Source organism: Lactococcus taiwanensis, from assembly GCF_014905395.1.
Classification (GTDB): Bacteria; Bacillota; Bacilli; order Lactobacillales; family Streptococcaceae; genus Lactococcus; species Lactococcus taiwanensis.
On the sequence record NZ_BNDT01000001.1, the window covers coordinates 444,485 to 459,466 of the forward strand.

Here is a 14,982-nt window from a genome sequence, read left to right on the forward strand (position 1 = left end):
ATCATAGAGATAATAAAAAAAGTAAAGTAAAGTAAATGAGTTTCAGAATATTTAGTGCAAAGAAAATCCAACTGTTGGTTGGATTTTTACTTTATTTTTAATCACGAAAGACTAAAATTAAATTTTTGCAATTTTCACTAGACTTTTTGTAATGAGGGGAGTATAATAATTGAAACTATAAAACTTAAAGGAAATTTATTTTATGAGCAATAAAAAATTCTTATTTGTATTTTTTGTAATGCTATCGTCGCTTTTTGGTATTCCTTCTGCTTACGCAAGTATGGTGGTCAACCACCAAGCGACCCTTTCTGACGGTCTTCAATACCAAGTCAGCGGGACTATTAACTCCATTGCGGATGTTTCCAATGGCAATTTGAAAGCCAAACTCTTGGTTGATGCTTCTCTGACACCAGATCAAGTGAAAAAACAACTTCTAGATGGTGCTCTTCAGATTAGCCCGAATAGTCAGTTTATTGTTCAATCAGGGACGCCAATCCTTGACAATGCTAAGTCCAAAACATTTGATGTGAATGAAGGAGAAAGTGTTCAGCCGGCTGTTCTTGTTACCCAAGTAGGGAAAACACAAACAGGGGAAAGTTTGGATGTATTAGTGAGCCTTCAAAAAGTCACTGGCACAACGGCTGGAAAGTCGGAGTTGACCATTAATGGCAATACATCAGATGGTTCGCTCGATATTGGAGAAACTGCTTTAGCGAGCTTGCAAATGGCTTTTCAATTTCAAGATTCTACCACACATCAACCTGTTAAGCTTTTCATGTTTCCCGTAATCGGTGATATTGATGGTAACCAACAAATATCACTCAACGGGACTGTTTTAGCGCATGGGCCAAATTTGACAGAAACTCCTTCAGGATTGTTTGCCTCAGATAGTACTTTAACGAATGGTTTTTCGGACTTTCCTTTAGGGGGATTGCTTTATGAGTTTTATGGCGATACCATGATGTCAAATTTTAATACAACATCAGACGGGTCTTCCAATGTTTCAGGAGTAGGCTACGGGATTTTTGGTTCTTATGGGTCTGTTAAAAATGTGCCTTTAATTTATCCTCAATCTACGGCAACTTTAAACTTTTTCAATGCATTTACTAAGCAAGTCATTCAGAATCCTCAAATTAATACAGGGATGATTTACTCACCTTATGCCTTTTCTGCGCCACTTTTGCCGGGCTATCAATTCAATGAAAGCTTGACTGATAAGAGCAAACTGTCTGGGACATATCAAACAGCTAATACGAACATTAACCTCTATTATGACAAGGAAAGTTCAGTAACTGTCAATTTTCTTGACAGCCAAACTAAACAACCGCTTCAAAGTGCACGCACCCTCTCTGGCTTTGAAGGGCAACCATATACGGTCACAGCGTCAGAAATTTCAGATTATCGCCTCAATACAAAGAACTCTGATTCATTGACAGGCACTTATCAAGCTGAAAATCAAAGCATTAATCTCTATTATGATAAGAAAAGCACGGTAACGCTTAAAGCCATTGGTGAAGACAGCCATGGCAATAAAACACCGCTCCAAACCTTAGCGACCTTGACAGGCTATGTGGGCGACACTTATTCTCAAGCTTTACCTCATATTCAAACCTACAAATTTCCAAGCGCACCAGCCACAGGAACTTTCACAGAGAACGACCAAAACATTGACATCATTTATCTGAAAGAACAGGGAGCAGTCTCGGTCAATTACATTGATCAAAGTAACCAGCAACAGCTCTTACCTACTTTGAATATCTCAGATAATATTGGCGATAAGCAAATCATTCGTGCCCCGTTTATTCCAAATTATACCGCACAAAATTTGACGGGTTCTGATGCTTTATTTACTCAGCTTTTGCCTTTCCAAACGGTCAATGTCAATTATCTCCCAAATCAAGAGAAAATCACGGTTAATTTTGAAGATATCGCCGGGCACTCGCTCCGCTTTCCCCTCACTTTGGCGGGTGCTTATGGGAGAAGCAGTCTCTATAAAGCCCCACTGATTAAGGACTATGATTTAGCGCCAGGTCAAGTGCAAAATATAAATTTGCATTTCACGCAACCGAATAGTGCCCTTACGATTCGATATCAACACACACAAGGTTCAGAACATTTCATTTTTGAAGATGAAAATGGCAAACAGGTGGCACAACCGCAAACCATTTCTGGTGATGTGGATTCGTCTTATAATGTTGTGGCACCGTATGTGAAATATCTGAAAATCTCTAATCCGAAACAACGGATCCTTTCAGGTAAATATAGCACTCAAAAGCAAACGGTCATTGTCAAATACACCCACTTGAAAGCCAAATTAACCGTTTATGGTGTGGACGACCGTGGGAATCAGGTCAACCATCAAGTCTTTACAGGCCTTGAGGGCGATACGAAAACAGTCCAAATGCCAAAATTCCGTACGCTTCAGCTAAAGAACGGTAAATATCAACATTTCGCAACACGTTTAAATAGTCAAAATCAAACGATTTTTGTCCTTTACAAGCATATCAAATCCACGTTAACAGTTAATCTCAAAGTGGATGGAGTCATCAAATCTCGCTTTTCTGTGACAGGTTTCATTGGCGACAAGTTCTCGATGAAAGTGCCGACCTCTAAAACACCAACGTTGGTGGGTGGAACCAGTCATATTTCAGGACAATACACGCAAGCGCATCAATCCTATGATGTGAATTATCATTACAAACGCTCAACCATTACTTATAACCTTTGATAGTGCAGGAGATTATATTACCTCACGGTCACTCAGCGGGAAGTATGGGCAAGTCTTCAATTACACGCTACCAACTTATGTTACAGACGGTTATGGATATACCTATTACGCAGAATTCAATATCCATCAACAAGGCTACTTTGGAGCGTACAACGAAAGTCATGATGTGGTCTATCAGTACACTGGCCCACACGGGACTTATGAAGAAACGGCTCATCATCCTTATACAAAACCATCAGGCGAAACTTACAGTATCAAATTAAGCTCGGTTCAAAAAGAAGATGCACAGTTTGAACGTTTAGCTACACAACTCCATACTACAGCAGAGAACCTTCAACTACAGTTACTTTCAAGCAGTGGAAATATCATTGTTGGTGGGAAGGAATATATTCGAGGATATACGATTGACCAGTGGGGCAATACGGTCATGAAGTTAGTACCAGTGGCATCTAGTCCTTCAAAAGCAACACCTTCTCATTCCTCTTCCAACGCGTCAAATAACTCTGGAAGTGGTTCTAACCATTCTTATAGCCTAGCACCTCCGCAACATCATACAATTTATGTCCCCGCAGCCCGAAATTTTTGGAGATTAGCTGGTACAAAAGGCTTACAGTCGGGAAGTTTCTTCTCAGGTAGTTCGTTCTCTTTAGTACAAATCGGTGGTCGTTGGTATTACCTAAGTGGCACTGGAGTCAATGAAAAGCAATCTAATCATGGTTTAGAAAAATTTTTACTTGAAACAGGATCAGGTGTCATTACAGGTGTTCAGGCCGCTCAAACTGTAGCAGCAATCGTGTTCACTCCAGAAACAGCGGGTGGCTCTGATGCGTTAGATGTAGTAGCGATTGGAGCAGAAAATGGTGCGAAGGACGCAATCAAATCTGAGATTGAAAAAATGGCGGAAGAAGATGGAGCGACTGAAGTTGCGGAGAGTACTGCAGGTTCATATGGAATAGATATAGATAATTTGAACTGGTCTAAAACAGTTCAAAATCATTTAGATAGACCATACCAAGACTCTAAATTATTAATAAATGAGATCATTGATAGTTCTGCACCGGTTGCCGATATTAGAGGAACGGGTGCATTATCTTGGACCGTAACGGGAACTTTCAACGGTAGCAAAGGTATATACGAACTCATTATTGATCCTAAAACTAATACAGTCTGGCATTTTGTATTTAAGTCAGTGAAATAAAAAAGAGGAATATCAATGAAAGAAAAAATGATTTATGATTTTAGTACATACGGCTTATACTATGAAAATAAAATTTATAGTGATAATAATCCAACATTTTCCCTGCTATTAGGTACGTTAGAATTAGAGTACGATTTTAAAAATATGGAATTGATAGGTGTATCAGGATATTTGCCGATTCTTGAGGAAAACAAAGAAAAGATTGTTTTAGAAAATATTGTGCAAGAAAATATTGTGTTACAACTTCCTAGAAATACAGAAATTAACGTAGGTGATGTTTGGTCACTATTTGATATTTCACCTCAGATGAAGAAATATTTTGCACCGTTAAACATAAGTTATGATGGAAAAAAAGGAATAATCCAATTAGGGGTGAATGACAAGGGAAACAAAAGGTTATTAAAAGTTACAAATAATATTTTTTGTAAATTAGATAATAAAGGGGTAATAAAATGTTTATTTATTCATCCTGATAGCTTTATAAATGAACCGAAAGGATAAAAATTTTGATAAACAAGAAAAACAAATTTTTGATTGCAAGTGCTGTGATGGTACTAGTACTAGGCGCAGGAATCGGCAACCATGACACATTCTGGATTTACAAGGTGAGGTGGAAGATGGGAGTATACGATAGAAAAAATTAACAACAAATAAATATCAGGATGAAAGTGTGAGGACAAGAGAAAAACTCTGATACATGGGTAGAATACAAGTAAGAAGTGATAAATGGACGAACAAAAATTTATAAATTTTATAAGAAATGGAAAATTTGTTGAAGCAAAACAAGTTTTTGATTTCTCAAAATGATAAAGAATCGTTAAAAATTATAAAACGTATTGAAATAAGAAAGAAGAATCATAATGAACACACGAAATAAAATATTAATCACCATCGCTAGTGTTGCACTTGTTGGGGTAGGGGTTATTGGGATACATGAACGTCTTCTCACAAAAGCTTATCATGCGGTAAGACAAACAGAATCAAAATTGAAGAAAGAAAAAAGTGAGTTGGCAATCATGCAAAATGCATTGACCGTTTATGAAAACTCAAAAACAAGTAACCTAAAGGGACAATTTCCAAGCACTCACTTTGTAAAATCTCAAAAAGTAGTCTTACCAATTCAAGCTAATTACAAAGCTGATAATGCCAAAGTAGCCCAATGGGTCACGTCTTATCTAACTGAATTAAGAAAAGATAATGGGATAACTAGCAAAGTATCTTGGCAAGCCACATCTCCAGAACAAGACTTTGCGCATAAGATTGCGACCAATCAAAAAGCTACATTCAATGGTAAGTACTTGGTCGCAGGCTATAGCTTAGCATCTTCAAACCCAATTGCGGGAAGCAATTTATCCGATCAAGAAACCGCTTATCAAATTGTTATGAACCTCTATGATCAATCGGGACAGGAAGGGTTCATTCCAAATACAGCAGGTAATTATGGGGCAAGGGCTTATCTGCTTTATTCTGGCAATCATATCGGTGTAGATACCACCAATGGGGCCGCAATTTCCTTTGATTATCAAGATAGCAAAGCTTATCAAACTATGCTTAAAGCTACAACAGCTCCAAAGACCACGCCTCTTCCCAATGTGACCTTTGAGTATGTTAATATGGCGAATTGGCAAAAAGCGCGAGATAAGATAAAAAGTGAAAAAGCAGAAGTCTCAAAAACGCAAGATTCTCTTGAAATGTCTGAACAACAGCTTCAGCAGCTAAAAAAATATTTTTTGTAATTGTTAAGAAAGGATAAAAATAATGAAAAAATTAGTGCTTATTAAATTTGCGACCACAGCTGTAACTGTCACTGCGGTTTTAGCAACTTCAGGCTTTGTAAAAGCAGACCAGAATGTTTATCGCCTCTATAATCGTAAAACGGATAATCATATTTGGACGGGTTCGGCCAGCTACCAACAAAAGCTATTAACTCAAGGGTGGACGACTGAAGGGATTGGATTTGCTTCGGCTGATAAGAGTAACACTCCCGTTTATGAACTTTATAATCCTAAGAATGGTGATATTGTAGATACACCGAATACTTCTGAAATTACGCAAGCAGTCAAGAAATTCCACTGGCGTAAAGATGGTATCGTCGCCTACTGGAGTGGGAATATCCCAGTTTATCGGCTCATCAATAAGAAAACAGGAAAGCATCTGTTTACCTCAAGTGTTTCGGAGCGAAATAATTTGCTTAAGTCAGGTTGGAAATCTGAAGGTACGAAAGGGATTGGCTGGTATTCTACTGCGCCAGTCTATAATGTCAATTACACACAGAGCGTAAGTGTCTATTCTGCCCAAAAAGATGTCAATGAGGTACAGTTTGATTATCTGGACGGCAACCAACATTTTCAAACAGGTTATCAAAATAACAATACCTATGCAGCCTATAATAACGTGATTTATAATTTGAACACACAACTTTCACAAGATGCGAAAAACGCCGATTACCAAAACTGGCAAGCACGTCAAGCTTGGCAAGCAAAGGTAAATCAATATAATCAAACCATCAATGCAGACCAAGCGGCATTAGATTCTGCTCATGGACAAGTTACCCAGTATCAAACCTTAGTTAATCAAGAAAATACTTATTTGGCGCAAGAAAAGCAAAACAATCTTCCAATGGATCAAGACAATGCGTTGCTTGCGGAATACACCAAAGATTTGAATACCGCTCAAACAAGTGTGACAAAAGCACAAGCAACTTTAACTAACGATAAAAATCTACTAGCAAGTTTACAAAAAACAGGAACAGATTTTGTTAAATTGGGAATGACAGTTTCACGAAGTAATGCGGGTAAAAATGTGACAGTTACAGCAACCGAAATCCTTCATAATGCTGGAAAGGATACTGTGAAAACTTGGAAATACAATAAAACGCTGAGTCAGTATTAAAATAGGATTTTTTATGACAATTTTATTTCCAACAGGAAAGCAGGCAAATGCCATTTGATAGAAAACATTCAATTGAGTTAGAGCTAGGGATAATATATGGAATTTGAAGTGAATTTTAAAGATTTAAAGTTTACAAATGAGTATGGTGAGGATAAAAAACCATACAAGTCATATGCGCATTTTATGGATCCAATTACTGGGAAAAAAAGAAAAGTTTCCGTGAATTGGGAAACCTACAAAATTTCAAATGAAAAGACTGCAATACGATTGTTGGTGTCTAAAGTTGATACAGTTATCAAAAAAGAGATCATCATCAAGACTGGTGGGGTGCAAAATTTTGGACAATTGAAAGAAAAATGGTTTGATAGCTGGTCATTAACTGTCAAGCCTCAGTCAACTAGGACCGTTCGTTCCATTATGGCTACAGTTATTCCACGGATGATTTCAGATGATATCTTACTTACCCTAATTTCCCCTTTGTATATCCAAGAGAGGTGGAATGAATTCACAAGAGGTGAGAAGGCAGTTCAGACTGGGGAGCCACTCTCCTCAAGTACGCTTTCTAAGGTTAGGAATATTTTAAAACAAATTTTTGGATTTGGAGTGATTAATGAAATTTTAGAAGCCTCACCTATGCAATATCTGAATTTGAAAGTGCCTAAAGAGCGTCTTGAGATGACTTATGAAAAAAAGCGATTCAAATTTTTAGAGGGGGAAGAAATTGACTGGATGCTTGAGGTGCTTTATGAGATAACCACTCGTGAGAATTCAAGAGTTGAATTTTATTTTGACTCTGCAGTCTTCCTATTACATACAGGGTTAAGAATTGGTGAATTAGGAGCTTTAACTGTAGATGATGTTGATTTTGAAAATAATTGTGTTTATGTTCGAAAAAATTTGATTTCACAAGGCCTAAAAAAAGAAGAATTTCAGACAGGTGGGACAAAAACTTTAAGTTCTAAGAGAACAGTTGTGTTAAACCCAATCTGTATGGAAATTATCAAAAGACGGATAGAAAAAAATAAAGAGCGACAAGAATATGTTAAAATCATGATGCTTGATAAAGATTCAAGTTACTGGTATCCCCTTAGAGGCTTTATCTTTACGAATTATCTTTTCCAAAATAATATGGGAACACCGATTACACCTAATTTATTTACGGGATTTTTCAATAATAAAACTTCTCGTAAGGGAGGAAGCATTGATGATATGATCAAAGAACGCTATCCAAAGTTTACTAAGCACATCACTTCCCACGTTTTTCGCTATACGCATATCTCAATGCTTGCGGAACGCGGCTGGCAGTTGAAAGAAATCATGGACCGAGTGGGACACAAAGATTCTAAAACGACACTTGAAATCTATCAGCAAGTGACTAAGGATATGAGAAAAAATGAAGAAGAGGATCTGAAAAAAATCATGATTGGATCTCAATTTTTAGAAGATTAATTTAAAGACTTTGCCAAAAATTTGGCAAAGTCTTTTCTTTTTAGATTAACACTTCAACATAAATTTCTATTGTAGTAATCCTAGAATCCCAATAATTTTTGTATGTTGCGTATACTCGCCCCATTGTTAAGTTAATGATTCGAGCAAAAATCTTCCAATAATCATTTATTATTGGAAGATTTCAAGACTGTAGAAAAGATGTTTTTTCAAATTGTTGATATTCTCAATAAAGTTATTTTCTAATTCTTAAAAATGGTATAATTTATTTAAAGAAAGCTGAGGAAGTATATGATTAAATCAGATTGGAATATATTTAAAGCGAAATTTGAAAATTATAGAGAAAATTTTGAATGGCTTTGTTACATATTATTTTGTATAGAATATAAAAAAGAAAAAGGTATATTTAGATACAAAAATCAAGCAGGAATTGAAACGGATCCTATAATAGAAAATCAAAATGTTATTGGATGGCAAGCAAAATTTTATGAAACGACTTTGTCTTCAAACAAGAGAGAAATGCTAGACACCTTAGATACGTGTAGTGAAAAATATCCCAAATTAAATCACTTAATCTTTTATACAAATGAAGAGTGGGGGCAAAGCCCTAGTAAAGGAAAAAGTGATACTGCAGCAAAGATTGAAATTGAAGAAAAAGCGAAGGAACTTGGTATCCAACTTGAATGGCGTACAGCAAGTTATTTTGATTCACCAGAAGTGGCTATCAATAATCAAGAAATTGCAAAATATTTTTTTAGTTTTGAAAAGAGTGCATTTGATTTGATTAATGACCTTGAGTTTCATTCGCAGTCGATTCTTGAAGAAATTGCTTCATCGATTATTTTTGATGAACAAATTATTCGATTTGATAGAAATAAAGTGAAGGAAAAGTTAATTGATGAAGTGAATAATCAAAAAATGATAGTTCTTTCTGGTGAAGGTGGAAGCGGTAAGACTGCTATCATTAAAGAGATATATGAAGAAACTAATGATGAGCAACCATTTTATATTTTTAAAGCTTCCGAATTTGAAATTCCAAATATTAATTCACTTTTTAAAGATTATGATATGTATGGTTTTATAAAGGCTCATGAGATTGAAAGTGAGAAATTAGTAGTAATTGATTCGGCGGAAAAGTTGTTGGATATAAAGAATCCTGAACCATTCAAAGAATTTATTTCACTCATGAAGAAGAATGGTTGGACAATTATTTTTACAATACGTAGTAGTTATGTAAATGATTTAATCATTCATTTCATTGAACAACACAATGTGAATCCTGTTCAAATTAATATACCTACTTCAACCAAACAAGAATTATTAAGCTTATCTGAGATGCATAATTTTAACTTACCCAGAGATGAGAAAGTTTTGGGTCTTATCAGGAATCCATTCTATTTAAACGAATATTTGAAGTTGCATGATTCAGATAATGGGCTTAATTTGAAAAAATTTAAGACAAGATTATGGGATAAAGTTGTCAAAAAAGGGAAGCCAAATCGAGAAAAAGTTTTTATTGAAATTGCAAAGAAAAGAGCAGACTCTGGACAATTTTTTGTGAAGATAGACCATGTAGATGAATCCATTACAGGACTATTGGATGATGGTATTCTTGGAAGTGAAGCTGATAAATATTTTATTACTCATGATATCTACGAAGAATGGGGACTTGAAAAAATTATTTCTAATGAATTTTCAAACAAGAAAAGTTATCCAGAATTTTTTGTGAATATTGGTGAGTCATTATCTATGAGAAGAAGTTTTAGAAAATGGATGACAATTGAAATAGATTCAGAAAATTCTTTAGGAAATTTTATAGATGATGCGATTTATGATGAAAAAATACCTCAGTTTTGGAAAGATGAGATTCTAGTATCTATTTTGTTGTCAGATTCTTCAGATTTATTTTTTAAGTCTATGGCCAGACTGTTAAGCAAAAATGATTTTTCTTTATTTAAAAGAGTTTTATTTTTAATAAGGATTGCCTGTAAGGAGATTGACTTTAAAACTGCAGAAAGATTTAAAGAGAAAGTAAATTCTGTTTCAGCACAGTATCTTTTTACGGTACCCATGGGTCATGGGTGGAAATCAGTTATCAGTTTTATTGATAAGCATCAAAAAGAGTTTGAGCTAGAGGATTTAAAACTTATTGTTCCTGTTCTTAAAGATTGGACAACTAAAAATAAAAGGGGTGATATAACAAGGAAATGTGCAAGTTTTGCGTTACGAAATTACCAAGAATTATTTATCTCAATGAAGAGCGATTACAAACTTTCAGACATAAAAGCTGAACTCACACAGATAATTTTGGATGGTAGTGTCGAAATAAGAAAAGAAATATCTGATATTTTGGCTGATATTGTCAAAAATAAGTGGAGTAAATCAGAGACCCCTTACTATGATTTGATATATAAAATTGTAAATACACCGATGGATTCTATTCCAGTATATGCGGCAGTTCCTAAGAAAATTTTAGCATTTTTGAAAATAGTTTGGTCAGATGATTCTAAGCAAGTTTCTGACGAGTTCCTCATGCCATTTGATTCAGAGAAAAATGAGTTTGGAATCAATTCAACAACACAACATAATTATTTTCCAGCAAGTGCATATCAAACACCAATTTATTGGTTATTAGCATATGATTTTAGTGATACCATGCATTTTATAATTGATTTTATAAATACAAGTTCTGAGTTTTATTTTGAAATAGCAAATACTAATGATAAAAAGAAAATAGAGGTACTAATCAGAGGAAAATCGTACACTCAAATTTCAAGCTCAACACTATGGAATGCGTTTAGAGGAAACTCCAACGTACCATATGTTTTTTCATCAATTTTGATGGCCTTGGAAAAATATTTATTGGACACTTATGAAGAAACTAATTTAGAAATTTTTGAAAACAATCTAATAGAAATTCTAAAAATGTCAAAATCTGTTGCTATTTCGGCTGTAGTAACTAGTGTAGTTTTAGCTCATCCAGTTGAGTTATTCAATGTTGCTGAAATATTGTTTCGAACAAAAGAATTTTTCCTTTTAGATCATGAAAGAAAAATTTTTGACTTAACAAATCATGAATTTCCTATGGAATTTGTGACAAGTCAGATACACGATGAGTACAGAAAAGCTAACAATGCGTTAGAGCATCGAAAAAATGATTTAGAATTTCAAGCATTGACATATCAATTTTTCAGAGCAGAAAATGTGTCAGAAGAAGAGGCTGATAGAAGACAAAAGAAAATTTTTGGCATATTTGATACCTTTTATGAAGAACTATCAGTCCGTCCAGGAATTGATGATAGAGATTGGCGGATGTCTTTATCTAGGATGGATCGAAGAAAGATGTCTCCAGAAGTTGAACAACATCATCAGGGATTTCTAATTAATTTCAACCCTGAGTTGGAACCAGATTTAAAAGAGTATAGTGAAGCTTATAATTTATATTTAGAAAAAACTAATGCTCAGGTGAACAAATATTTGCTATTAAGCAATTGGGCTAAAAACTTAATTGATGGTAAATATTCTGATAGAGAAGCTAGTGAATTTGATAATAATCCCAATTTAGCAGTTCAAAGAATCCAAGAGTTTCTTGAGGATATTGAAGAAATGGATGAAGGACGACATTTAATCTTTAAATCTATGCCGGCAAATGTTAGTGTTGCGCTTATGGAGAATTATATCAATGAGCTGACACAAGAAAACAGAGAATTCTGTGCAAGAGTTATTTTAGAGCACTCATTAATTCCTTTTAATGATAACAGAACTGCTTATTTTGGAGAAGGTGTTGAAGTTGCAATTAGAGCACTTCCAATTATTATAAAGGATGTGCAAAAATTTAGTAATGAAGCTAAAATGGTATTGATAGTTGGACTATTGTATTCTAAAGCTATAAGAAATGATGTTCGTATGTCTGGGTTAGCAGCAGATGCTATAAGAGAATCCTTATGGAGGCTTGATAAAGAAACTGCTGACTCTATTCTTACAAGCTATATCATACTAAAACCTAAATTAAATACAGAAAAAATGCCTTCCCAAAATAATCTATATGATTTTGAAAGTGTACAAATTAATCAATTTGAACAATTAAAAAGTTTTGTGGAATCTCAAGAGGAATTTATCGATAAAGTGATAGTGAATCAGATTGATATACCAAATAAATTTGTGTTGGAAAGTGATAATCTGGAATATTTATCAACAATTTATAGAATGATAAACTCCAAATTTTTATCTCAACCTATTTATGAGCTTATAAGAGATGTTCAAGAAGTTTTTCTTGATAAACTTTATAATAACGGGGAATATTCGACAACTAATTTTTATTTTGACAAACTGTATTTTAAACAGAGATATCCAGAAACGGTATTAATGTTACCAGAGGAAAAATTGTCAGATTTACTAGACCCTTTTTTGAAACGAATTTCTTCAAATGAAATTACTGCTGATTTATTACAAAATTTTATCTATGTGGAAGATAGACTTCAATCAGGAGATACGTTTTGGAATGTTTGGGAAATGTTTTATGAAAAGATATTGAATTTGAACAATCAGTATAAAAATGACTATTTCCTTCCTAAAGTAGTTCATAGTTACCTTTTTGCAGAAATATTTTGGAATAAAGATGCGAGTAGTTGGTCAGGATTTGGCATGAGAGGGAAAGGATTCTTTAAAAACGTAATACGAGAATTTGATTTAACACCTGCTATTTTATTTTCTTTTTTACGTATTTTAAATAGCGTAGGTCAGGTTTATTTGTTGGAAGGAGTTTATTGGATTTCTTCAATTTTGAAAAGTGATTGTTTAATATCAGAGAATTTGGAGAAAGGAACGATTTATCTTCTTGAAGAATTTTGCAAAAAATTTATATTTAAGTATCGAGATAAATTAAAGAAAACTCCTGAAATCAAGTCAAGCATTCTTGTACTGCTAAATTTCTTGATAGAAAATGGATCTGTTACAGGATATTTGCTAAGAGAGAATATTTTGTAATTATCAATAGAATTAGTTCGAAAATGAATAATAGAGGCTAAGATAATAAATTTGATGTAGCATATGAATAATCGACTTATGGTCTTTTTTATGAAAAATATTAGCTTATAAATTTCGATAAAATACTCTATAACACAAATGTTAAACAATAATTATAATCCCATGTTATTTTGTTATTACAAAGAAGATGAGTTTTTCTAAGAATAATGGTGGGAACAGTTCCCAATAAATCAAAATTAAAACTAAAAATTCACCAAATGAGCGTTAGAATAATAATCAAAAAGTGCTATAGCTTACTGTAATAAAAAGTGAGGACTAACACTTTTTATTTTGAAGTTAGAATTGTGATATTTGATGAAAAAGGTAAATGAGAAAGCAGAGTGATATAATTATATTAATAGACTAGCTAACAAAGATTAATGACAAAATTAGGATATAGTACGGTTGGAAATATGGTTTTTGCAGGAATTACGGTAGTAACAGCAATTGTAGCGATTTTTCAATCAACAAAACAAGGAAAAACTAGGAAAATATCACAGCAGAAAATCGGTTGGCGTAATGGTTCCTTGGATATATTTACAGAAGAGGAGTATAAGTATTATTTTGGAAAAATATTTATGGAGATTATCCAGGATAAAGGAATTTTAAAGATTAGAGTAAAAAACCTTAATAATATAAACATTAAGGGAGACTATAAATATATTTTTGATTTACTGATTACTCCAAAAAAATTTTCAGTTTATAACAAATTGAAAAATTTACAAAGTGGAAAATATAATCTTGCAGTGTATGGAAAGCTAAAATTCTATGAAAAAGTAGCTGATAAAAATACGAATATGACCTTTATATTTAAAGAACTTTGGATCAACAAGCCAAAATATATTTATTTTGAAAAAATTTCTTCATAGTGATATAAGAGTCATGTTCTTAAAGAATTGTCTATTAATTGTCAATGTCGATATTGATAGCAGTAATACAAAGTTATTTTGATATATAACTTTCGAGCTAAAATATAGGTGTTGTTTTAGCACGAAAGTTGGTAATTATATGACCAATAAAGAGAAAATTTTAGAGATTTCAAAAAAGAATAATGGTATTGTATTGACAAAGCAAGTTACAGAAGCAAAAATTCCAAGAGCAGTTTTGATTAATATGGTGAATGAAAAAATTCTTTTCCCTGTTCAGCGTGGGATTTACGTGATGGATGAAGGATACACCGATCCTTTTATAATGTTAGTGAAATCCGAGAAACAGATGATTATCTGGGATTTTAACTCAAATTATATGCTGATTTTGAGAGAATCCTTGAACTAGTATTGATTGATGTAACGACCGGAGAAGCTATCACACCGAGGGAAATTGAGTTCAGTATCAATCGTCTTTTTACCGATGACAAACTATCTTTGTTGCCATATCCGATTGAAACAATCATGGCTGAAAGCTGAAACTGTATTAGCGCGTGGTGTTACCTCAACAAGAACGCGTGATTTCTATGAAGTCTATATGATTTCAAAACTAAGATGGAATGAAATCAATTTCACTATATTAACTACTGCTTTGAATAATACAATGACCAAGCGAGAGTCGTATTTTCAGCTGGATAATTATCTTGCTATAGTAGAACAACTCAAGAATTCTCAAGTTCAGCATCGTTATGGGAAAAGTATCAGCGTGAATATAACTATGCTAAAGATTTGTCTTTTAATGAAGTGGTTGATTCGGTATTAAAGAT

Annotated in this window: 10 protein-coding genes; all 10 read left to right on the forward strand. The window is 33.7% G+C overall.

From position 1 onward, the window contains the following. Positions 1-202: 202 nt before the first annotated feature. The 10 genes from JKP71_RS02125 to JKP71_RS02170 all read left to right on the forward strand — a co-directional run bounded on the left by JKP71_RS02125 (position 203) and on the right by JKP71_RS02170 (position 14,978). A complete protein-coding gene (locus JKP71_RS02125; protein WP_200406854.1) occupies positions 203-2,728 on the forward strand; it encodes a MucBP domain-containing protein in 2,526 nt (841 codons plus the stop codon). Positions 2,729-2,894: 166 nt separating this feature from the next. Beyond that, positions 2,895-3,926, forward strand: coding sequence for a hypothetical protein (locus JKP71_RS02130; RefSeq protein WP_200406855.1), 1,032 nt, complete (start codon positions 2,895-2,897; stop codon positions 3,924-3,926). Positions 3,927-3,941: 15 nt separating this feature from the next. Continuing rightward, positions 3,942-4,427, forward strand: a complete 486-nt coding sequence (locus JKP71_RS02135; protein WP_200406856.1) for a hypothetical protein — start codon at positions 3,942-3,944, stop codon at positions 4,425-4,427. Between the two features lie 359 nt (positions 4,428-4,786). Continuing rightward, complete coding sequence (locus tag JKP71_RS02140) at positions 4,787-5,662, forward strand: hypothetical protein (protein WP_200406857.1); 876 nt, start codon at positions 4,787-4,789, stop codon at positions 5,660-5,662. A gap of 22 nt (positions 5,663-5,684) precedes the next feature. Next, the gene (locus JKP71_RS02145; RefSeq protein WP_200406858.1) at positions 5,685-6,818 is read left to right on the forward strand and encodes a hypothetical protein; all 1,134 of its coding nucleotides are present in this window, start codon (positions 5,685-5,687) and stop codon (positions 6,816-6,818) included. Positions 6,819-6,914: 96 nt separating this feature from the next. Next, entirely contained in the window at positions 6,915-8,267 is a 1,353-nt protein-coding gene (locus JKP71_RS02150) for a tyrosine-type recombinase/integrase (RefSeq protein WP_200406859.1), read from the forward strand. A gap of 288 nt (positions 8,268-8,555) precedes the next feature. Next, positions 8,556-13,250, forward strand: a complete 4,695-nt coding sequence (gene avs4 / locus JKP71_RS02155) for an AVAST type 4 anti-phage nuclease Avs4 (protein WP_200406860.1) — start codon at positions 8,556-8,558, stop codon at positions 13,248-13,250. 419 nt (positions 13,251-13,669) lie between these two features. Further along, positions 13,670-14,158 carry a hypothetical protein gene (locus tag JKP71_RS02160; RefSeq protein ID WP_200406861.1) on the forward strand — a complete coding sequence of 163 codons (489 nt, stop codon included), beginning with the start codon at positions 13,670-13,672 and terminating at the stop codon, positions 14,156-14,158. A gap of 139 nt (positions 14,159-14,297) precedes the next feature. Further along, complete coding sequence (locus JKP71_RS02165; protein WP_200406862.1) at positions 14,298-14,564, forward strand: type IV toxin-antitoxin system AbiEi family antitoxin domain-containing protein; 267 nt, start codon at positions 14,298-14,300, stop codon at positions 14,562-14,564. 105 nt (positions 14,565-14,669) lie between these two features. After that, positions 14,670-14,978, forward strand: coding sequence for a nucleotidyl transferase AbiEii/AbiGii toxin family protein (locus tag JKP71_RS02170; protein ID WP_200406863.1), 309 nt, complete (start codon positions 14,670-14,672; stop codon positions 14,976-14,978). The last annotated feature ends 4 nt before the right edge of the window (positions 14,979-14,982 follow it).

Bases quoted from the DNA above. Each gene is read 5' to 3' on its own strand.
- JKP71_RS02125 (WP_200406854.1), top strand. From the start codon at position 203: ATGAGCAATAAAAAATTCTTATTTGTATTTTTTGTAATGCTATCGTCG.
- JKP71_RS02135 (WP_200406856.1), top strand. From the start codon at position 3,942: ATGAAAGAAAAAATGATTTATGATTTTAGTACATACGGCTTATACTAT.
- JKP71_RS02140 (WP_200406857.1), top strand. From the start codon at position 4,787: ATGAACACACGAAATAAAATATTAATCACCATCGCTAGTGTTGCACTT.
- JKP71_RS02145 (WP_200406858.1), top strand. From the start codon at position 5,685: ATGAAAAAATTAGTGCTTATTAAATTTGCGACCACAGCTGTAACTGTC.
- JKP71_RS02150 (WP_200406859.1), top strand. From the start codon at position 6,915: ATGGAATTTGAAGTGAATTTTAAAGATTTAAAGTTTACAAATGAGTAT.
- avs4 (WP_200406860.1), top strand. From the start codon at position 8,556: ATGATTAAATCAGATTGGAATATATTTAAAGCGAAATTTGAAAATTAT.
- JKP71_RS02160 (WP_200406861.1), top strand. From the start codon at position 13,670: ATGACAAAATTAGGATATAGTACGGTTGGAAATATGGTTTTTGCAGGA.
- JKP71_RS02165 (WP_200406862.1), top strand. From the start codon at position 14,298: ATGACCAATAAAGAGAAAATTTTAGAGATTTCAAAAAAGAATAATGGT.